This is a genomic window from Neomicrococcus lactis (genome assembly GCF_014200305.1).
GTDB lineage: Bacteria > Actinomycetota > Actinomycetes > Actinomycetales > Micrococcaceae > Neomicrococcus > Neomicrococcus lactis.
Genome location: NZ_JACHBL010000001.1, coordinates 1023053 through 1044957 on the forward strand (window position 1 = coordinate 1023053; position 21905 = coordinate 1044957).

18 protein-coding genes are annotated in these 21905 nt (G+C 58.7%); 5 read left to right on the plus strand and 13 right to left on the minus strand.

The features are described from left to right. Window positions 1–84: 84 nt before the first annotated feature. A complete protein-coding gene (locus BKA12_RS04700) occupies window positions 85–1743 on the minus strand; it encodes a thiamine pyrophosphate-binding protein (protein WP_183641060.1) in 1659 nt (552 codons plus the stop codon). Between the two features lie 244 nt (window positions 1744–1987). Further along, a complete protein-coding gene (locus tag BKA12_RS04705; RefSeq protein ID WP_338087433.1) occupies window positions 1988–2926 on the minus strand; it encodes a heme o synthase in 939 nt (312 codons plus the stop codon). Between the two features lie 384 nt (window positions 2927–3310). Here BKA12_RS04705 and tkt point away from each other — a divergent pair, with 384 nt between their 5' ends. From tkt to BKA12_RS04730, 5 genes are all read left to right on the plus strand, one after another. Beyond that, on the plus strand, window positions 3311–5434 hold the full coding sequence (tkt, locus tag BKA12_RS04710; RefSeq protein ID WP_183641063.1) for a transketolase: 2124 nt from the start codon (window positions 3311–3313) through the stop codon (window positions 5432–5434). A 19-nt stretch (window positions 5435–5453) separates the two neighbouring features. Next, complete coding sequence (gene tal / locus BKA12_RS04715) at window positions 5454–6569, plus strand: transaldolase (RefSeq protein ID WP_183641065.1); 1116 nt, start codon at window positions 5454–5456, stop codon at window positions 6567–6569. Window positions 6570–6668: 99 nt separating this feature from the next. Next, window positions 6669–8315, plus strand: a complete 1647-nt coding sequence (locus BKA12_RS04720) for a glucose-6-phosphate isomerase (protein ID WP_183641067.1) — start codon at window positions 6669–6671, stop codon at window positions 8313–8315. 100 nt (window positions 8316–8415) lie between these two features. Continuing rightward, window positions 8416–10020, plus strand: coding sequence for a glucose-6-phosphate dehydrogenase (zwf, locus tag BKA12_RS04725; protein ID WP_183641069.1), 1605 nt, complete (start codon window positions 8416–8418; stop codon window positions 10018–10020). Continuing rightward, window positions 10017–10958: a glucose-6-phosphate dehydrogenase assembly protein OpcA gene (locus BKA12_RS04730; RefSeq protein WP_183641070.1), complete on the plus strand. Its 942-nt coding sequence runs from the start codon at window positions 10017–10019 to the stop codon at window positions 10956–10958. The genes zwf and BKA12_RS04730 overlap by 4 nt, the downstream gene beginning before the upstream one ends. A gap of 124 nt (window positions 10959–11082) precedes the next feature. Here the strand turns inward: BKA12_RS04730 and secG are convergent, their stop codons facing one another. The 11 genes from secG to BKA12_RS04785 all read right to left on the minus strand — a co-directional run bounded on the left by secG (window position 11083) and on the right by BKA12_RS04785 (window position 21902). Continuing rightward, window positions 11083–11334: a preprotein translocase subunit SecG gene (gene secG, locus BKA12_RS04735; RefSeq protein WP_183641072.1), complete on the minus strand. Its 252-nt coding sequence runs from the start codon at window positions 11332–11334 to the stop codon at window positions 11083–11085. 102 nt (window positions 11335–11436) lie between these two features. After that, window positions 11437–12252, minus strand: coding sequence for a triose-phosphate isomerase (gene tpiA / locus BKA12_RS04740; protein WP_183641074.1), 816 nt, complete (start codon window positions 12250–12252; stop codon window positions 11437–11439). Window positions 12253–12255: 3 nt separating this feature from the next. Continuing rightward, on the minus strand, window positions 12256–13485 hold the full coding sequence (locus BKA12_RS04745) for a phosphoglycerate kinase (RefSeq protein ID WP_183641075.1): 1230 nt from the start codon (window positions 13483–13485) through the stop codon (window positions 12256–12258). An 89-nt stretch (window positions 13486–13574) separates the two neighbouring features. Continuing rightward, entirely contained in the window at window positions 13575–14597 is a 1023-nt protein-coding gene (gene gap, locus BKA12_RS04750) for a type I glyceraldehyde-3-phosphate dehydrogenase (RefSeq protein ID WP_183641077.1), read from the minus strand. 140 nt (window positions 14598–14737) lie between these two features. Further along, window positions 14738–15367, minus strand: a complete 630-nt coding sequence (locus BKA12_RS04755; protein WP_183641079.1) for a superoxide dismutase — start codon at window positions 15365–15367, stop codon at window positions 14738–14740. Between the two features lie 149 nt (window positions 15368–15516). Further along, a complete protein-coding gene (gene whiA / locus BKA12_RS04760; protein ID WP_183641081.1) occupies window positions 15517–16497 on the minus strand; it encodes a DNA-binding protein WhiA in 981 nt (326 codons plus the stop codon). A gap of 51 nt (window positions 16498–16548) precedes the next feature. Further along, window positions 16549–17571 (minus strand): gluconeogenesis factor YvcK family protein, encoded by a 1023-nt coding sequence (locus BKA12_RS04765; RefSeq protein ID WP_183641083.1) that lies wholly within the window; start codon window positions 17569–17571, stop codon window positions 16549–16551. A gap of 2 nt (window positions 17572–17573) precedes the next feature. Beyond that, window positions 17574–18482 (minus strand): RNase adapter RapZ, encoded by a 909-nt coding sequence (rapZ, locus tag BKA12_RS04770; protein WP_183641085.1) that lies wholly within the window; start codon window positions 18480–18482, stop codon window positions 17574–17576. Window positions 18483–18511: 29 nt separating this feature from the next. Continuing rightward, window positions 18512–20473 carry an excinuclease ABC subunit UvrC gene (gene uvrC / locus BKA12_RS04775; protein ID WP_183641087.1) on the minus strand — a complete coding sequence of 654 codons (1962 nt, stop codon included), beginning with the start codon at window positions 20471–20473 and terminating at the stop codon, window positions 18512–18514. Window positions 20474–20484: 11 nt separating this feature from the next. Then, entirely contained in the window at window positions 20485–21156 is a 672-nt protein-coding gene (locus BKA12_RS04780) for a lysophospholipid acyltransferase family protein (protein ID WP_183641089.1), read from the minus strand. Window positions 21157–21182: 26 nt separating this feature from the next. Beyond that, window positions 21183–21902, minus strand: a complete 720-nt coding sequence (locus BKA12_RS04785; protein ID WP_246361832.1) for an HAD hydrolase-like protein — start codon at window positions 21900–21902, stop codon at window positions 21183–21185. Window positions 21903–21905 lie beyond the last annotated feature (3 nt).

Here is a 21905-nt window from a genome sequence, read left to right on the forward strand (position 1 = left end):
TTCCCACGTAGGAAGCACAGCGGCGAGGCTGGGATTTGTCCCCAAGCCTCGCCGTCGTACTTTAAGCGGGAACCAATCCCCCGCTTACATAAATTCGCGCATGTACGGCGCAACAATGTCCTTCGAAACGCGGCAATCCAGCACAAACACGCCGTCTTCGTCCAGCGCCAGCCAGCGCTCAAAATCAGCGAGATCGCTATGGCGGCGGATGATCGAGGACCGCGCGCCGAGGGCTTCCAACATCCCCGCGAAGTTCACATCCGGAATCAGCACCGGCCGTTCCGCGAGACCCTTCGAGACATACTGGTGAACTTCCGCGCCGTACGCGCCGTCGTTGATCACCACTACTACGCCGCGCTGCGTCAGCCGAATGAACGTCTCGGCATCCGCGATTCCCATCAGACCGCCGCCGTCACCGCAGAAGAGGACGGGAAGCGAATCCGGACGGCCAATCACTGCGCCGGCTGCGGACGGGAACCCCAGCCCAATCGATTGAAACGCCGTGCCCACCATGACCATGTGATCAGCGTCCGGCAGATCCAGATAAGTGTTTGGCCAGCCAATAAAGTGCCCGCCGTCCACAATGACCGTGCGCTCTCGCGGCAAAGCCTCATTGAGCTGAACCATCAGTCCGCGCGGATCCAGCCGCCCGTCCGGCGCCACTTCCTGACCCGGATCGCGTTGCGTCAGTTCATTTGTCTTTGAGTACGACGACGCTGCCTCGCGCCGCGCTTCAAGCGTCGCGGTATGCGATTCATTCGTCAGGCGACGGGTGTGGCTCAGAATCGCGGTAGCGGCGAGGGCGGCGTCGCTCGAGTAGAAGTTGGTCACGGAATCGTGGGTGGCTTCGTTCTTGAGGTCGACCTGGATCAGGGTCGCTTGGGGCGAGAACGCGTGACCCAGAGCGCGGGTGAACTGGTTGAGACCAGCTCCCACCACCAGCACGAGGTCCGCGCTGTGAATTTCGGCGGCCGATTGCTCTGCGGCGAAACCGCCACAGACCCCAAGATCGAGGAACGTGTCTGATGGCTGCTCAACGTTGAACAGTCCCCTTGCCGGAGCGGAGGTTGCGACACCAGCACCGAGGTGCGCAGCGAGTGCACGAAGTGCTGCTCGAGCTTGCTTGGCGCCACGACCCGCAAGGATCAGTGGACGGTCAGCTAGGAGCAGTTGGCGTGCAATGTCAGCGGCCTGCGCCTCATTGAGCGAGGGCTTTGGAGCAACGGCTGGAAGTTCGTGCTGCGGAGTCTCGGTGCCGGAATAGGTCGCTGCCGGAATGTCATACGGGATGGACAGAACCACGGGAACGCGCTCGTCCCAGGCAACCGTGAGCGCTTCGCCGGTGACGCGAACGGCGTCTTCGCGAGTCACCGTCAGGAATCGAGCCCCTACGGATTCGGCAAGTCCGCGCTGGTCAACATCCCATGGACGGCGTCCCGTTCCTGGCTCATCACCCACCACCAAGACCATGGGAATTCCGGCCTGCGCAGCTTCTGCGAGAGCCGTCAAAGTGTTGGTGTAGCCGGCACCGTAGGTGGTGGTAGCGACGGCAAGCTTGCCGGAGACACGGTAATAGGCGTCAGCCGATGCGACGGTTGCTACCTCGTGACGGACCTCGATAATAGGCTGACCGATGCGCTCTAGCGCATCAACAAAGTAAGCATTTCCGTTGCCCATGAGCCCAAAGAAAGCATCAACATGCTGCGCGAGAGTTTGGGCAATTGCCTCGGATACAGAAATCAAAATGAGCCACCTCGATGACAAATATGAGCTAAAAATCGTCCATATTTGTCTCCCCGCTCAGACGTGCTGAAAGCGGTTAAGGTCCCCTTTTGAGAGCCCCAGCGTCAGTGACGCCGGACACCTCAAAAATAGGTTGTCGCCGTGATTTTGGCAAGCTGGCTAGAGCAAGGGGATCCGGTTGACCCGGTGGCGGACCGAGGTGCTGCCCTGTGTCTTGGTGACCGAAGTCTTAGTGACCGACGCCTTAGTGCCCGAAGAGCGGCTGTCCTACGAAAGGATCGATTGCGAGGGCCACAAAGAGAATGGTCAGGTAGGTAATCGAGATGCCGAATACTTTCATGGCCTTCTTGTTAATGACCTTGGGTTCGTGATCGCGCTGAGCCTCGCGGTACAACACGTGGGACTCGTAGATGAACCACGCGCCGGCAACTGCGCCGAGCACGGTGTAGACGATGCCTGCGTAGCCAAGCGGCGTCAGCAAGAGCGAGCACACCACGGTGGCCCATGCGTAGAGCACAACCTGAACGGAGACGGTCCGAGCGTTAGCGATGGCGCCAAGCATTGGCACATCAGCGTTCTGGTAGTCGTCTTGGTACTTCATGGACAGCGGCCAGTAATGAGGTGGCGTCCACAAGAAGATGATGAGGAACAGGATGATGGCTGGCCATTCAATCTTGTTCGTGACTGCAGCCCATGCAATAAGCACTGGCATACATCCGGCGAGGCCGCCCCACACAATGTTCTGAGAGGTACGGCGCTTCAAGATGAGCGTGTACAGCACTACGTACAAGAGAATGGCGACGACGCCGAGAGCAGCCGTGAGTGGGTTGGTGCCGATCCACAACACCGCGATCGAGATGATGCTGAGAACCCAGGAGAAGACCAGAGCTTCGCGGTCCGTCACATCACCTGTCACCAGAGCACGCGTCTTGGTGCGGTCCATGACCTTGTCGATGTCGCGGTCAATGTAGCAATTGAAGGAGCTAGCTGCAGCTGCAGCGAGAGCGCCACCGACCATCGTGGAGAGGATCAGCCAGATGTCTGGGAAGCCACGCTGCGCAAAAATCATGGTGGGCAACGTGGTGACGAGCAAGAGCTCCACCACGCGAGGCTTGGTCAAGGAGATGAATCCGTTGAGTCGACGCTTGGCATAAGCGCCCGCCGATTCCCCGGGTTGACGCACGTGTCGAGCCCTCTCAGCTGGAGAGTGCGTTTCCTCGACATGAGGAGCGGGGGAATTTACAGACATTAAACTCACGGTTTCGCTTGAAATAAGTCAGACCTATCCATCATACCCAGTCAAAACGAAGCAACATCAAAGCTGTGACTCACGTTTCGTGTGATAGAAGGCATCACTGGCCAGATTTCAGTCTCTCCATCACTCACATTTCACAAGTTCGCCAAAGCGTGAAGAAAAGTATGCGTCTCGTGTCCATCAGGGGCGTGAGTCACGCTAGTGTTGAAGACGATCAATAAAGATCCACTCCACCGCCTGTATTTGTCGGCGCTTGGACGTGCGATCTCCGTCGCGTAGGTATGGAACCTCCGTAGGAAAGTAGGAGCCTCAGTGCAGCAACCCGCCAGCGAAACCCCATTCGAATGGACGGAACTCGACGAGCGCGCAGTAGACACCATTCGCGTCCTCGCCGCTGATGCCGTTGAGAAGGTCGGATCCGGACACCCGGGTACCGCCATGAGCCTCGCTCCCGTTGCCTATCTCTTGTTCCAGCGCCACTTGCGTCAGGACCCTACCGATCCTGAATGGATTGGCCGGGACCGCTTCATCCTCTCCCCCGGTCACACCTCGTTGACCTTGTACTTGCAGTTGTTCTTGTCCGGCTACGGCTTGGAAATGAAGGACATTGAGGCTCTCCGCACGTGGGGCGCTCTGACTCCAGGTCACCCTGAGTACAAGCACACCAAGGGCGTTGAAATCACCACCGGTCCTTTGGGCCAGGGCTTGGCTTCAGCTGTCGGCTTTGCGTACGCCCAGCGTCGCTACCGCGGCATGTTTGATCCAAACGCTGCTCAGGGCACCAGCCCGTTCGACCACACGGTCTATGTCATTGCTTCCGATGGCGACCTTCAAGAAGGCGTCACGAGCGAAGCATCCTCGCTTGCTGGCCACCAGCAGCTTGGCAACATGGTGGTCATTTACGACTCCAACCACATCTCCATTGAAGATGACACGGACATCGCGTTCAGCGAGGACGTCCTCAAGCGCTACGAGTCCTACGGCTGGCACGTCCAGACTGTTGATTGGACCAAGACTGGCAAGTACGTCGAAGACGTTGCCGAGCTCGATGCCGCTATCCGAGCCGCAAAGGCCGAGACGGATAAGCCGTCCATCATCTCCCTGCGCACTGTCATTGGTTACCCTGCTCCGAACAAGCAGAACACCGGCGGCATCCACGGCTCCAAGTTGGGCACGGATGAGGTCAAGGCGCTCAAGGAGCTTTTGAACTTCGATCCCGAGCAGCACTTCGCTATCGAGGACAACGTTTTGGCTCACGCTCGCGAGGTCGTGGAGCGTTCCAAGGCTGCCCGCGAAGCGTGGGAACATGATTTCTCCGCTTGGAAGACGGCGAATAACGACGCCGCAGCTCTCCTCGAGCGCGTCGAATCCCGGACACTTCCCGAAGGTTGGGACAAGTCCCTTCCGGTCTTCGAAGCTGGCAAGGCTGTTGCCACGCGCTCGGCATCCGGCAAGGTCATCAACGCAATTGCCGAAGAACTTCCTGAGTTGTGGGGCGGATCCGCGGACCTCGCTGGTTCCAACAACACCACGATCGAATCTGCAAAGTCCTTCGTTCCTACCTCGCACAGCACCAGCACATGGTCCGGCGATCCGTACGGCCGTGTGTTGCACTTCGGTATCCGCGAGCACGCTGCCGCTGCCATCGTCAACGGCATCACGCTGGGCTCCAAGACGCGTGCCTTCTCCGGCACCTTCTTGATCTTCTCGGATTACCAGCGCCCAGCCATCCGCTTGTCTGCTCTCATGGGCATTCCGAGCATCTACGTGTGGACGCACGACTCCATTGGTTTGGGCGAAGACGGTCCAACCCACCAGCCAGTCGAACAGCTTGCAAGCTTGCGCGCCATCCCGAACCTCGACGTGGTTCGCCCAGCTGATGCCAACGAAGTTGCTGTCGCTTGGAAGACCATCCTGGAGAACACGGAAAACCCTGCGGGCATCGTCTTGACGCGTCAGAACGTTCCGACGTTCGACCGTTCCGAAGAAGGCGGCTTTGCTAGCGCCGATCTCGTAACTCGCGGCGGATACATCTTGATCGACGCTCAGCGCGATGGCCAGACCGTCACTCCAGACGTCATCCTCATCGGCACCGGTTCTGAAGTTCAGCTCGCTGTGGAAGCACGCGAAAAGCTGGCACAGGAAGGCATCGCTGCTCGCGTTGTCTCCATGCCAACCGTGGAGTGGTTCCACAAGCAGGACGAGGCATACCGCAACGAGGTTCTGCCGGCAGAGATCACGGCACGTGTATCTGTTGAAGCGGGAATTTCCATGCCATGGCGTGAGTTCTTGGGTTCAACGGGACGCGCTGTAGCCCTCGAGCACTACGGTGCATCCGCTGATTATGAAACGCTGTACCGCGAATTCGGAATCACCGCAGACGCCGTCGTCGCAGCTGCCAAGGAATCCATCGCCGCCAGCAACACCTCGAAGTAAGTCGAGTCAAGGAGAAAACATGAGCAACAAGAACACTCAGGCACTGTCAGACGCTGGCGTTTCCATCTGGATCGACGATCTTTCTCGCGGACAACTCAACGATGGCTCTTTGCAGAAGCTCGTTGACGATTACAACGTCACTGGCGTGACCACCAACCCCACGATCTTCGCGAACGCGCTGAAGAACGGCCATGATTACGCGGAGCAGGTTGCAGAACTCGCTTCCACCGGTCTGTCCCTCGATGAAGCCGTCGTGGAAATCACCACTCGCGACGTCGCCAACGCCTGCGATCTCTTCTCCGGCATCTACGCCTCCACGAAGGGCGTGGATGGCCGCGTGTCCATCGAGGTCGATCCTCGCTTGGCTCGCAAGACGCAAGAGACCATCGACGAGGCACAGAAGCTCTACGCGAAGGTTGCCAAGGAAAACGTCCTCATCAAGATTCCGGCAACGGTTGAGGGCCTCGAAGCCATCACGGCAACCACGGCCGCTGGCATCAGCGTCAACGTGACCTTGATCTTCGACCTCGAGCGCTACCGCGCCGTCATCAACGCCTACATGCTGGGCCTCGAGCAGGCTCGCGAGGCCGGCCATGATCTGTCCAAGATCCACTCCGTGGCATCCTTCTTCGTTTCCCGCGTGGACACCGAGATCGACAAGCGACTCAACGAGATCGGCACGGATGAGGCAAAGGCTCTCTTGGGCAAGGCTGGCGTTGCTAACGCGCGTCTCGCGTTCCAGGTATTCGAGCAGTCCCTCGAGACCGAGCGTTGGAAGACTCTCGCCACACAGGGCGCAAACCCACAGCGTCCGCTCTGGGCATCCACTGGCGTCAAGGATCCTTCGTACTCAGACACGCTCTACGTAGATTCCCTCGTTGCTGCGGGCACGGTCAACACCATGCCTCACAAGACGCTCATGGCTGTCGCCGACCACGGTGGAGACGGATCTGACGCGGTTGCCGGTTCTTACGAAGAGTCGAACGATGTCTTGGACTCGGTGGCTCGCGTTGGCATCAATTACGACGACGTCGTGTCGCTTCTTGAGGCCGAAGGCCTTGAGAAGTTCGATGCTTCGTGGGAAGAGCTTTTGGACGGCCTCCAGCAGTCGCTCGACGCCGCACGCTCCAACTAATCCCGGCTCTGGCCTAGGTCTTCTTGACCTAGGCCATCACGAGCTAGCTCATTACTAGTCAGTTCGAATCAGATGGTTGGTCAAATGAAGGGACCTGTCATGGCATCACTCGGTTTCAAAGCATCCGGTGCCGCACAAGTAGCTGTCGAGAACAATGTTTCCCATATGGTGGCCGATCAGGTTGCCAGCAAGATTGCCGCAAAGGACGCCACGCTGTGGGGTCCCGAGGCTGAGTCCGAAGCATCCATTCGCTTGGGCTGGGTTGATCTCTTCGAGGCATCCCGCGCTTTGGTTCCATTGATCGCTCAAACGCGTGACGAGCTCGCTGCTCAGGGCGTGGACCGCATTGTGCTTGCTGGCATGGGCGGTTCCTCCTTGGCTCCCGAGGTCATTACCAAGACCGCTGGCGTCACGCTCCATGTGCTCGATTCAACTGACCCTGACATGGTGTCTTCCGTGCTGAGCCAGGACCTTGAGAAGACCGCCCTCGTGGTCTCGTCAAAGTCCGGCTCCACGGTAGAAACCGATTCACAGCGCCGCGTCTTCGAAAAGAACTTCAAGGACGCCGGCATCGATCCTGCCGAGCGCATCATCGTGGTGACGGACCCAGGTTCGCCGCTCGAGGCATCCGCTCGCGAAGCGGGCTTTCGCGTTTTCGTTGCTGACCCCACTGTTGGCGGACGTTACTCTGCGCTGACGGCGTTCGGTCTCGTTCCTTCGGGACTGGCCGGAGTCGATCTCGATACCTTGCTCAACGAAGCCGAACAGGCGTCGTCGTCCTTCGGAGAAGACAGCGAAAGCAACGTAGCGCTGCAGCTCGGCGCCGCTCTCGGCGGCACCCGTCCGCTGCGCGACAAGCTCATCTTCGTCGACGAAGGATCAGGAATCGTAGGATTCGCCGACTGGGCCGAACAGCTCATAGCGGAATCCACCGGCAAGGAAGGCACCGGTCTGTTGCCGGTCGTTGTCAACGCCACCGATCCAGAGTCGCTTCAGCCACAGGCCGATTTCCTTGAAATCCGTCTGGTAGCGAACGTCGATGATCACGAAGCCGCCAACGAAGCCGCGGCTGCAGTCGAAGTATCCGGCAGCCTCGGCGCGCAGCTGGTGCTCTGGGAGTACGCCACGGTCATCGCTGGCTACCTCTTGGACATCAACCCGTTCGATCAGCCAGACGTTGAGTCCGCAAAGATCGCCACGCGGGGTCTCCTCGATGCGCAGCCTGGACCTGAGCAGCCACTGTTTACCGACGGCGGCATCGAAGTTCGCGCGACCAAGGGACTGCTCCCAGAAGGCGCTGCCACGGTGACGGATGCCGTCAACGCGCTCCTTGGAGAACTGTCCATGAGTGGGTACCTCGCGGTTCAGGCCTACGCCGATCGACTCCACATGACGGATCTCGAGAAGATCCGCCCTGAGCTCGCTCGCATCTCGCGCCGCCCGGTCACTTTTGGCTGGGGACCACGGTTCTTGCACTCCACCGGTCAGTTCCACAAGGGTGGACCGGCAGTTGGCGTGTTCTTGCAGATCACCGCTGATAGCGACGCAGACATGGAAATTCCAGGACTTCCGTTCACGTTCAGCACGCTCATCAACGCTCAAGCCACGGGCGATGCTTCGGTTTTGGCCGAGCTCGGTCAGCCGGTACTTCGCCTTCACTTGAAGGATCGCACGGGCGCCGTCGCACAACTGATCGCCGCTATTTCCGCAGCGCAGGCAGCGCGCGGTGAGCAGGCGTCGTCGTAATCAATATCTATTGAGGGCCTGACGCGTACGCTTCGGCGTCGCGTCAGGCCTAAACTCATGGGGCGGACCCGCCTCCCCCTCACAGTGAAAGCCGTATTAGATGCCTTCGAGCTTCAACCGCTCCCCTCTCGGAACGAGCTCCTCCATTACCGACAATCCGCTCAGAGACACGCGTGACCGTCGCCTGAGCCGCATTGCCGGCCCCAGTGCCCTCGTATTTTTCGGCGTAACCGGTGACCTCGCGCGCAAGAAATTGCTGCCCGCCGTCTACGACCTCGCACATCGCGGACTATTGCCTCCAGGATTCTCGGTGGTCGGCTTCGGCCGCCGCGACTGGACGAATGAAGACTTCGTCGCGCAAGTCCGCGAGTGGGTCACCAAGAGCGCGCGTACCCCGTTCAACGAAACCGTCTGGCGCCAGCTTTCCGCAGGCTTCCGTTTCGTGTCCGGCGGATTCGACGACGACGCCGCCTTCGAACAATTGTCAGAGGTCCTCGACGAGCTCAAGCAGTCCCGAGGCACGCGCGGAAACCACGTCTATTACCTGTCCATCCCACCAAACTCCTTCGACAAGGTCTGCGGAAAACTCTCCGAACACGGCCTTGCCTCGCGTGACGATCTCGCCAAGAGCGACGAGATTCCGGACGAGGGCGAAAGCGGCTGGCGCCGTGTGGTCATCGAGAAGCCATTCGGACATGACCTCCAGTCGGCGCGTGCGCTGAACGAGATCGTGGAGTCCGTCTTCCCGCCTGATTCGGTGTTCCGCATTGACCACTACCTCGGCAAAGAAACCGTGCAGAACCTCTTGGCGCTGCGCTTTGCGAACCGGCTGTTCGAGCCGCTGTGGAATTCCCACCACGTGGATCACGTCCAAATCACCATGGCGGAGGACATCGGCATTGGCGGACGTGCGGGCTACTACGACGGCGTAGGCGCGGCTCGCGACGTCATCCAGAACCACTTGCTGCAACTCCTTGCCTTGACGGCCATGGAAGAGCCCATTTCTTTCGATGCCAATCACTTGCGCTCCGAGAAAGAAAAAGTGCTCGCGGCCGTCAGCTTGCCGGAAGACCTGTCCAAGCATTCTGCCCGCGGTCAATACGCCGGCGGCTGGCAAGGCGGCACCAAGGTCAAGGGCTTCTTGGAGGAAGAGGGATTCAATCCAGATTCCCAGACTGAGACCTTCGCAGCCATCCGCGTGGACATCAACACGCGTCGCTGGGAAGGCGTGCCGTTCTATTTGCGCGCCGGCAAGCGCTTGGGCCGTCGCGTCACGGAGATTGCAGTGGTGCTCAAGAAGGCGCCGAACCTGTTGTTCTTGGACTCCGTCATGAGCGACTTCGGCCAGAACGCGATTGTGATCCGTATTCAGCCTGATGAAGGCGCCACCATCCGCTTCGCGTCCAAGGTTCCTGGAACCCAGATGGAAGTCCGCGATGTGACGATGGACTTCGGGTACGGCCACTCCTTCACTGAGTCCAGCCCTGAAGCGTACGAGCGCCTCATCTTGGACGTGCTGCTCGGCGAGCCGCCGCTCTTCCCTCGGCACGAGGAAGTTGAGCTGTCTTGGAAGATCTTGGATCCATTCGAGCAATACTGGGCCTCACTGGACGAGCAGCCCGAGCAATACGCTCCCGGAAGTTGGGGACCCTCCTCCGCCGATGAACTTTTGGCTCAAGATGGAAGGACGTGGCGTCGTCCATGATTGTTGATTTGCCCAACACCACCACCGGCACCGTAGCCAAGGAGCTCGTCAATCTTCGAGACCGCGGCGGCGTCGTTGCTCTCACCCGCGTGTTGACCCTCATTGTGGTCACCAAGCCCGAGTCTGTGGAGAAGGCCGTGGCGGCCGCAAACTTCGCAAGCCGCGAGCATCCGTGCCGCGTGGTGGTCATCGTTGAAGGTTCCCCCACCGCCGAGACGCGTCTTGACGGTCAGATCCGTGTAGGCGGTGACGCAGGTGCATCTGAGGTTGTCATCCTGCACACCTTCGGCGAACTCGCCGTGGCTGACGAATCCCTCGTCGCCGGCCTGCTCTTGCCGGACGATCCCATTGTGGTGTGGTGGCCAGACGAGGCCCCATCCAACGTTCATCTCACGCCTTTGGGCAAGATTGCTCAGCGTCGCATTACCGATGCCGCGTCGGAAGCGAACCCCCGTGAAGCGCTCTTCCGCATTGGCCAGTGCCACGTGGCAGGCGATACGGATCTCACGTGGACGCGACTCACGCTGTGGCGTGCTCAGCTGGCTGCCGTTATGGATCAAGAAGACGCCGGCAGGATCACCGGGGCTACTGTTACTGGGGCCGTTGATTCGCCGTCCAACGTCTTGTTGGCTGCTTGGCTCACGCTCAAGATGGACATCCCTGTCACGCTTGCATCCGCTCCCTACGGCACCGGAGTGCAGAGCGTGCGTTTGACCGGACTCGATGGAGACATCGTCTTGGCTCGCCCCACCGGCGAAGTCGCCGAGCTGTACCAGCCGGGCCGTCAGATGCAGCGCTTGTCGCTCCCCCAGCGCAGCCTTTCAGAATGCTTGGCTGAAGAGCTCCGACGTCTCGATCCTGATGAGGTTCTTGCTGAGGTTCTCCGCGATGGGCTGCCTCGCACGAACCTCCGAGCCGTTCGCCCAAGCCAGCGGTAATTGCGGCTCGCTCACAACAGCTCACAAAAGTAGTTCAGAACAGCGGATTACAAAAGAGGAGGCTTGTTCTTGCACCGTAGCGGTGACAAGAACGAGCCTCCTCTTTGTTGAGAAGTCGTTGCCTCTAGCTCTCGATGTTGAATCGAAGAATCAGGCCGAGGGCAATGATCACGGCGCCCCAGAGGATGCCGAGGAACACGGTAATGCGATTGAGGTTGCGCTCCGCCACACCCGAGGATCCGAGTGAGGACGTCATGCCGCCACCGAACATGTCTGACATACCGCCACCGCGACCCTTATGCAGGAGGATGAGAAGCGTCAGCAAAATGCTCGTAATGCCAAGGACTACTTGGAGAACCACCGTTAGTACGTCCACAATTACCTTTCACAGTGCACGCGGCGAAAGCCAGCATGCTTGAAACTCCGCTTGAGCCTGACTCAAACGATGAAAACTCGCGTGTCGAGACCAGCTAACGCGCTATGCGCTTCCGAAGTGTTTCTCGAACCTGACAATGTTAGCAAACTCGCCTGCGTCCAAGCTGGCGCCACCAACGAGCAGGCCGTCAACGTCCTTCTCCTGCATGAGCGCTGCGGCGTTAGCCGCCTTCACGGATCCGCCGTACAACACGCGCACGCTTTCACCAGCGGCTTCTCCGAAGAGTTCCACGAGCTCGGCACGCAGTGCACTAGCCATTTCTTGAGCGTCTTCTGGACCCGCTACTTCACCGGTTCCAATAGCCCATACCGGCTCATAAGCCACCACGAGTTTTTCGGCTGCGGACGCCGGGTAGCCTTCGAGGGACTCACGGAGCTGTTGCACCGTGAAAGCCACGTGTTCACCCGACTGGCGCACTTCGAGACCCTCGCCGACGCACAGAATAGGCGTCAACGAGTGCTTCAAAGCAGCCGCAAGCTTCGAGGCGACTACCTCGTTGGATTCACCATGGATCGAGCGGCGTTCGCTGTGACCCACCAAGACGTAGGAGCAGCCCAAGCGGGACAAGAACTGTCCGCTGATGTCGCCGGTGTAGGCGCCTTCATCGAACGGCGAGAGATCTTGGGCGCCGTACACAACATCCAGATCATCGCCAGCGACGAGCGTCTGCACGCCGCGCAGATCGGTAAACGGTGGGAAGACCGCTACCTCAACACGCTTGAAATCATGCTTGGCATCATCGAGCGTCCACTCCAGCTTCTGCAACAAGGTGATGCCCTGGACATGGTCCATGTTCATCTTCCAGTTGCCAGCGATAAGCGGGCGACGTACGAATTCTTTGTTTCGAATAATTGCCATGAATTAGTTGCCTTCAAGAGCCGTCAGGCCAGGCAATTCCTTTCCTTCAAGGTATTCTAGGGACGCGCCGCCACCCGTGGAGATGTGGCCGAAGTTGGACTCGTCGAATCCCAAAGCACGGACGGCTGCAGCGGAGTCGCCGCCACCCACCACGCTGAATGCGGCGGAGTCGGCTAGTGCCTGGGCCACGCCGCGGGTTCCGCCAGCGAATGCCTCTATTTCGAAGACGCCCATAGGACCGTTCCAGAACACCGTCTTGGCGTTCGTGATTTCCTGAGCGAATGCTGCGGTGGTGTCCGGTCCAACGTCCAAGCCAAGGCCGGAAGCGCCGAACGTTCCGCCTTCGAGGTCATCCGAAGCACGAACCTCAGACTCGGCGTCGGCGCCGAACTTCGAAGCCATGACGATGTCCGTTGGCAATACAATCTCGGTGCCCTCAGAAGCTGCACGGTCCAAGTAACCCTGAACCGTCTGCAACTGGTCCTCTTCCAACAAGGAAGATCCCACAGCGTGTCCCTGAGCCTTCAAGAACGTGAACGCCATACCGCCGCCGACCAGCAGCTTGTCAGCCTTGCCAATCAGGTTGTCGATCACAGCGAGCTTGTCAGAGACCTTGGAACCTCCCAAGACCACCACGAATGGGTGCTCGGTGTTTTCGGTGAGCTTCTTCAGAACCTGAACTTCGGTGGCCACGAGGTCGCCCTGGTATGAAGGCAAAAGAGCAGCGATATCAAAGACGGACGCGTGCTTGCGGTGGACGGCGCCGAAAGCGTCATCGACGTAAGCGCCGTTTTCACCCGTGAGGGCCTTCATTTCCTCGGCAAGTGCGGCACGGTCGCCAGCATCCTTACTGGTCTCGCGAGCATCGAAGCGAACGTTTTCCAAGATCAAAACGTCACCATCAGCCAGTTCGGCAGCCAGCTTCTGAGCCGACTCGCCCGTGACATCATCAGCAAGAACAACGTTGAGTCCGGAAAGTTCACGCAAACGATCAGCTGCGGGCTTCAGGGAGTACTTAGGATCGGCTTCACCCTTCGGACGGCCCAAATGAGCCATCACGATGACCTTTACGCCAGCTTCCGCGAGCTTCTGGATCACCGGCAAGGAAGCGCGAACTCGGCCGTCATCCGTAATGGTGGAACCATCCAACGGGACGTTGAGGTCGGAACGGACAAGGACAGCGCGTCCGGAAACGTTTTCGGACAGCAGGGCGTCAAGTGTCTGTGCAGTCATACCTTCAATCTATACGAAATCCCCGGTCAATGACCGGGGATTCGCGGGGTGTGAAGCGGGATTTTTTTAGTACGACGATGAAGCGCGGCTTAAGCGGCTGAGTTCAGCTTTTCTGCCACGAGCTTCGTGAGGTCTACGAGACGGCAAGAGTAGCCCCACTCGTTGTCATACCAGGCAATAACCTTGACCGTCTGACCAATGGACTTGGTCAACGGAGCATCGAAGATCAAAGAAGATGGATCCGTGACGATGTCAGAGGAAACAATCGGATCTTCGCTGTACTTCAAGTAACCCTTGAGCGGTCCTTCTTCAGATGCCTTCTTGAACGCGGCGTTGACCTCTTCAACTTCAGCGTGACGCGTCAGCTCAACCGTGAGGTCCGTTGCCGAACCCGTGATGACAGGAACGCGCATCGCGAAGCCGTCCAGCTTGCCCTTGAGCTCTGGGATGACTTCGCCGATGGCCTTCGCAGCACCGGTCGAGGTAGGGATCATGTTCTGAGCGGCTGCACGAGCGCGGCGCTGGTCCTTGTTGTGCGCGTTGTCGTGCAGGTTCTGGTCGCCCGTGTAAGCGTGGATGGTGGTCATAATGCCGCCCACGATTCCAAAGTTCTCGTGAAGCACCTTGACCATTGGGGCCAAGCAGTTGGTGGTGCACGATGCGTTGGAAATGATGTGCTGCGTGGCGCCGTCGTACTTGTCATCGTTCACGCCCATGACGAACGTTCCGTCAACGTCCTTACCGGGAGCGGACAGAACGACCTTCTTGGCGCCAGCGTCAATGTGCTTCTGCGCATCGGCGCCCTTGTTGAAGTGTCCCGTGCATTCCAGCACGATCTCGACAGCCAACTCGGCCCATGGCAAGTTTGCGGGATCTTTTTCTGCGGAAACCTTGATCGACTTGCCGTCGAGAACCAAGGTGTCCCCTTCAACAGCGATGCTCTTGCCGTAGGCACCCAAGATGGTGTCGTACTTTACGAGCATGGCAATGTCATCGATGTCGGTGAGGTCGTTGATGGCGACAAGTTCCAATTCCGGCGCGTACTTCTCAAGTACTCGAAGTACGTTTCGACCGATGCGGCCGAAACCATTGATGGCGATACGGGTGGTCACTAATATCTCTCCTTGAAGAGTTGAGGATGGCAATCAATAAGAAAGGCCCTGCCCTGAGAAAACTCTCAGAGTCAGGGCCTCGACGCCTATGTACATCCTACGCTAACGAATGACGCAGGATATGACCAGCGTCACAAAAATTACTTAACTGGGACGATCAGCTGCGATGCACCGTTGCGGGCTGCTTCGAAGCGAGCAGAAACGTCTGCCCAGTTCACGATGTTCCAGAATGCCTTGACGTAGTCAGCCTTCACGTTGACGTAGTCGAGGTAGAAAGCGTGCTCCCACATGTCCAGCATGAGCAACGGGGTGGTTGCTACTGGGACGTTGCCCTGCTGATCGTAGAGCTGCTCGATGACAAGGTTGCCGCCGAGGCCTTCGAAAGCCAAGAGTGCCCAGCCGGAACCCTGGATACCGAGGGCAGCCTGGGTGAAGTGGTTCTTGAATGCGTCGAACGAACCAAAAGCATCGTCAATCGCTGCTGCGAGCTCGCCTTCTGGCTTGTCGCCGCCTTCTGGAGACAAGTTGTTCCAGAAGATCGAGTGGTTGGTGTGTCCACCCAAGTTGAATGCAAGATCCTTGGAGAGCTTGGCGATGTTCGCGAAGTCATCCTTCTCGCGAGCTTCTGCGAGCTGCTCAAGTGCCTTGTTGGCGCCAGCAACGTAGGTTGCGTGGTGCTTGGAGTGGTGAAGTTCCATGATGCGTGCCGAGATGTTTGGCTCGAGCGCAGCGTAGTCGTAAGGAAGTTCTGGAAGTGAATACGTAGCCATTCTTTTCTCCTGTACTGCCTCGCCAGTGCGGGGCTCTTTTCTTACCTTACTGACAAGTGAACTCACTTCTCCACTGCATCGCAACGTACTTTGCGCAACGTCTCTAGCGAAGACTCAGTTCACCGTACAGTCCAACAATGGGCGGCGCCTTAGCCGTCCATTACATCTAAGGGAACGCTATCTTCGGTGCCCGGTATTCCCAATTCAGCTGCGCGCTTATCTGCCATAGCCAAGAGCCTGCGAATACGGCCAGCAATAGCGTCTTTGGTCATCGGAGGATCCGCCAAGCGACCCAATTCGTCCAGGCTGGCTTGCTTGTGCTGAACGCGCAATTCGCCCGCATATTTGAGGTGGTCTGGAACGTCGTCGCTCAGGATCTCCAAAGCGCGCTCGACGCGAGCACCGGCCGCAACCGCAGCCTGGGCCGAACGACGCAAGTTGGCGTCGTCGAAATTGGCAAGACGGTTAGCGGTAGCGCGAACCTCCTTGCGCATGCGGCGTTCTTCCCACGTCAACAACGTTTCGTGGGCACCCATGCGGGTCAAAAGTTCAGCGATAGCATCGCCGTCACGGATAACCACGCGGTCAACGCCGCGCACTTCGCGAGCCTTCGCAGTAATGCCCAATCGGCGAGCGGATCCCACCAATGCCAACGCAGCTTCCGCGCCAGGGCACGTGATTTCAAGGGCAGAAGACCGGCCTGGTTCCGTCAAAGAACCGTGTGCAAGGAAGGCACCACGCCAAGCAGCCTCGGCGTCTGCAACAGAGCCGTTGACAATTGCCGGCGGCAAGCCACGAACAGGACGTCCGCGAGCATCGAGAAGTCCGGTCTGTCGGGCCAAAGCCTCGCCGTCGCGCACTACGCGAATGACGTAACGGCTGCCGCGGCGCAAGCCGCTTCCGGTGACGACAACAATATCTGCGGTGTGCCCGTACATCTCGCCAATAGCCTGACGAAGACGTCGAGCCGTTGCGGCGAGATCTACCTCGGCCTCAATAACAACTCGACCGGAAATGATGTGCAAACCACCAGCAAATCGGAGAAGAGTCGATATCTCGGCCTTACGCACCGAAGATTTGGTGACTTCCAGCCGGGACAGTTCGTCCTTGACTGAAGCAGTCAATGCCATGTACTTACTCCTCTTCTGGGGCTGATTACTCCCCCTGACAGCCATCTCACTCTAGACGAACGCGGTAAACACGTTGTGATATGCAGCCGTCAACCTTAACGGATCATGAATAGCACTGCCCAATCCAACCCCCACTCTATCGAAGAACACTCGAGCGCAAATGCCCTCGGCTGCCTTCTCAAAAGCGTCAACATCTTCGACTGCAGAATTATCTGCTAGCACCGCATCTACCCGCAGGTCAGGCGCATAACGATGAATCGTCTGCAAGTGCCCGGCCGCGTCCATGCCAACGGTTTCTTTGGTATCTGTGGTCAAATTCATCGTGACCAAGATTCGCGCATTCGTGTTCTGGAGCGCTTCGCGAATACCCGGCAACAAGATGTGGGGCATGACCGAGGTGTACCAAGAGCCTGGGCCCACAACGCACCAATCTGCATTCATGATCTCATTGACCGCTTCTTGGCATGCGGGTGCGTCGGCGGGAATCAAGTTCACGTCCGTGACGGTTCCTTGGTTGCCGGCCTTGGCCAATTGTGCTTGACCCGTCACTCTTGTCTGCTTGAGCTGGCCGTTGCCGGCATCACCCATGATGACGCCTGAAATCGCTAGCGGCTCCACGCTCATGGGAAGCACTTGGCCGCGAGCTCCGAGGAGCGCGCCAGCCCATCGCAGACCCTGAACCGGGTCGCCCAGAAGCTCCCACAATGCAGTGATCAGCAAGTTGCCCATGGCGTGACCGTCCAGGCTCCCCTCAGAACCTGGCTTGGACTTGAAGCGGTGCTGCATCACGTCGCGCCACGTGCGGCCCCAGTCCGTATCGTCACACAGCGCAGACAGCGCCATGCGCAGATCGCCGGGCGGCAAGACATCAAGCTCTTCGCGAATGCGGCCCGAAGAACCGCCATCGTCGGCAACGGTGACCACAGCGGTCAGTTCGCTGGTCAAGCGTCGCAGGGCTTTCAACGATGCAGACAAGCCATGCCCGCCGCCAAGCGCAACCACCTTGAGAGGATCTGAATCTCCTCGAGGGGTCGGCAAAGGCACGAGTGGCATCATTCCTGTCATGAACGACAAGGCTACTCCCGCCCTAGATCGCGGTGAGCAACCGTCACGCGGACCGAGGGCAAAGCGGAGAGGCGTCGACCAAGTTCTTCCGCGATAGCCACTGAGCGGTGCTTTCCGCCCGTGCAGCCCACGGCAAGCGTCGCGTAGTGCTTGTTTTCACGGCGGTAGCCCTCGAGCACTGGCTCAAGCGCTGCTACGTAGTGCTCAATGAACTGCTGCGTTCCGTGGCCTTCCAAGACGAACTCGGCCACCTCTGGATCTTGGCCAGTGTGGGCACGCAGTTCTGGGACCCAGTGCGGGTTCGGCACAAAACGTACATCGGCGACGAAGTTGGCGTCCGTCGGCAGTCCGTATTTGAATCCGAAGCTCATGATGTTCAGACGAAGCACAATGGGCCCATCGTCGGAGAACAACTGGGTGATCTCACGATTCAAATCATGGACGTTGAAATTCGAGGTATCGAGGACAACGTCGGCACTCGAGCGGATTTCTGCCAAAAGCTCGCGCTCCGCGGCGATGCCTTCAGAGATGCGGCCAGATCCCTGCAACGGGTGCGGCCGGCGACCCTGTTCGAAGCGACGAACCAACACAGGTTCCGAGGCTTCCAAGAACAGCACCCGGTACTTCACTCCAGCGGCCGTCAGTGCGTTGAGGCTCTCACGAATCGACTCAAAAAGATGCTTGCTGCGCACGTCCATGACCACCGCGAGACGCGGGATGGACATGGGGTTACGCGCTACGAGATCAGCCAAAGTACCGATCAGCTGCGGCGGCAAATTCTCCACCACATACCAACCATGATCCTCAAGCGCGTGCGACGTTGTAGTACGTCCTGCTCCTGACAACCCAGTCACTATGAGCAATTCAGACTCCTGTGGTTTCTCAGCCACTAGCTCATTCGCGGTACGTTCACTCGACATACAACAACCCTATCCCGATATTCGGCGCATCATTCCGAAATTTCTTGAGCGCTCTCGGTCTCCTCTTCAGCCTCTCCAGCGTTGGACTGTGCCACGCGTTCGTGCACGTTCGCGGCGAGCTTAGGGCCGAAACCTGGCACGGCCAGCAGCTCCTCGAGGGAAGCAGCCCGGATCTTCTTGACGCTGCCAAAGTGCTTGAGCAGAGCTTGCCGCTTCGCTGCGCCCAAACCAGGGATGTCGTCGAGCACGGAAGAAATCATGGACTTGGCACGACGTTCGCGGTGGAACGTGATGGCAAAACGGTGAGCCTCGTCGCGGATTCTCTGCAACAGATACAGGCCAGCGGAGGCACGCGGGAAGATCACGGGGAACGGATCCTCCGGAACCCAGACCTCTTCCAGACGCTTTGCAAGCCCGATAACCGGCATATCCATGATGCCCAAGTCAGCCAACGCGGCAACGGCGGCGCTCACCTGTGGTGGACCACCATCGACCACCACAAGGCTTGGCGGGTACGCGAACTTCTTTGCGGGCGCCTGCCGGGCTTCCTCCACGGAAATCTGACCGGATGCCTGCTCTTCGTTGGCAGAAAGATCCGCGAGGTAGTGCTGGAAGCGTCGCGAAATGACGTCATACATCGAGGCGGTGTCGTCCCGAGCGGCGTCGCCGGTGATCTTGAACTTTCGGTACTCGCTCTTCTTCGGAAGGCCGTCTTCGACCACCACCATCGACGCCACCACGTTCGTGCCGGACACATGCGAAATGTCGAAGCACTCAATGCGCAGTGGAGGTTCGGCAAGTCCCAGATTCTCTTGAAGTTCTTGAATACCTTGGGATCGCACAGTGATGTCGCCAGAGCGGCGAGACTTGTGCAACGCCAGCGCCTGGACTGCGTTCTCTCGAACCGTTTCCATCAGGATGGCCTTCTCACCGCGTTGCGGAACCCGAAGCGACACCGCAGAACCACGCAGGTCGCGCAACCACTGAGTAACGTCCGCCTCGTTAGCGGGCAGGGTCGGTACGAGAACCTCGCGAGGTATGCGATCGGCGTCGTCCATCTCGCCATAGACCTGCTGTAGCAAGTGCTCAATGAAATCTTCCGGCGCCGCGTCCTCGACCTTCTCCACGACCCAGCCGCGCTGCCCGCGAATCCGCCCGTGCCGCACATGGAACACTTGCACGGCGGCTTCCAATTCATCTTCCGCGACGGCGAAAATATCCGCTTCGGTACTGTCATCCAGTACGACGGCGTTGCGTTCAAACACGCGGCGAAGTGCGGCAATTTCATCGCGCAAGCGGGCGGCAGATTCGTAGTCCATGACTTTCGCGGCCGCGGCCATTTTCGCTTCCAATTCGCGAATGAATTTGCTGCCATCACTCGCCATGAATTGAACAAGGTCTTCGGCGAGTTTCCGGTGCTCTTCTTCGCTGACACGGCCGACGCACGGAGCGGAGCACTTGCCGATGTAACCCATGAGGCATGGACGGCCCGCACGCTCGGCACGGTTGAAAATCCCTCGCGAACACGAGCGGATCGGGAAAACTCTCAGGACGGTATCGAGGGTTTCGCGAATGGCCTTCGCCGGGTAAAACGGGCCGAAATACTTGGTGCCCGGTAGCTTGTCACCGCGCATGACGAGGGCACGCGGGTACTTGTCCCCCATCGTGATGGCCAGGTAGGGGTACGTCTTGTCATCGCGGAACACGATGTTGAAGCGCGGTGAATACTCTTTGATCCAGGTGTATTCGAGCTGGAGCGCTTCGAGCTCACTGCCAACCACCGTCCACTCCACCGAAGACGCGGTATGGACCATCGTGTACGTCTTCGTGGACAGCTGGGCCGGGTTCGCGAAATAGCTGTTCAGTCGTGAGCGAAGGTTCTTCGCCTTACCCACGTAAACCACACGTCCGCTGGGGTCACGGAATCGATAAACACCAGGTTGGGTAGGGATCTCCCCCGTTTTTGGTCGATAACTCGACGGATCAGCCACTCTCGACTCGCTTAAATGGGTGTCTGCGGCGACTGGTTGTAGTGCTCCACTCGCTCTTGACCGGTGATGGCGGCAATGGCGTCCATGATCTCGTCCGTAGCCTTACGGCGCATCGGCAACGGATGCTTGGCGCCAACATGTTCGAACTGCAGGGGCTTGCCAACAGTCAACGTGAACTTCGAGAACTTGATGCCGTTGCTGCCTGCGGGCTGGAGCTTCTCAGTACCAGCAAGTCCAACAGGGACAACAGGTGCGCCCGTCGTGAGGGCCAGCCAGGCAACACCCGTGCGACCACGGTATAAACGACCGTCGCGGGAACGTGTGCCCTCGGGATAGATGCCAACGCCTTCGTTGTTTTCCAAGATGTCTACGAGCGACGCCAACGCAGCAACGGAGGCTGCTTGTTCACCGCGCTGCACGGGAATGGAACCGACCGACTCAAAGAAGGTCTTCATGAGCTTGCCTTTGAGGCCCGGACCCGTGAAGTACTCAGCTTTCGCGAAGAACGCCACTTTTCGAGGCATGAGTGCCTGAATGATCACACTGTCCAAGAAGGACAAGTGATTGCTGGCGATGATGAAGGGGCCGTCCTTGGGAACGTTCTCCAAACCCGTCACGGTAGGGCGGCACGTCAGCTTAATCGTGGCAGAAAAAGTCGCACGAACTGCATCAAAAGTTTCCACGAAAGCTCCTTGTGCTCCTTTGCAGCTTATGAGGAATGGGCGGGAATGAGCATATCGCGCAATTCGGCTGCAGTGGTGACAATTGCGTCCGGGTGACTTGCTTCGAGTTCGCCTTCGGGCGCAAATCCCCACTTCACGCCGACCGTGACCAGCCCGAGTTCGTTGCCGGCATCGAGGTCGAAATGACGGTCGCCCACCATGACGGTGCGTTCCGGTTCAGTTCCTAGAGCGTCGAGCGCTGCTTGCACAATGCGGAGCTTGCCGGGGCCATGACTCCGGATCACCGACTCATCCATTTCAGCGCCGTGAAGGGTCGTGAAGAACGGTGCCAGATCCAGGTTGTTGATGATCATGGTTGCAGGAACGATTGGCTTCGACGTGGCTAAAGCCACCTTGATGCCATGTTCGTGAGCGTCCTTGATGAACGCTTCCATTCCGTCATACGCTCGAGCAATTTTGAGGCCCTCATTCCAGTACCAAGCTCGGTACTCTTTCACGAGTTTGTCAGCCATGTCAGCGTCCACACCATCGAGGCTCGAGAACCCGTAAAACAGCGGCGGGCCTACGAGATTTTCGAGCTCCTCCTCAGACGGAACCGGCAAGCCGCACTGCTCCAGCGCACGAGCCATGCCATACGTAATGGCGCCCGCTGGGTCTGCAACGGTGCCATCCAAATCCAAGATGACGGCGTCGTAATTTCCCGGCGCTTTCCCGGCTGCACTCTTCATGTCCTGCTCAACACCCATTTC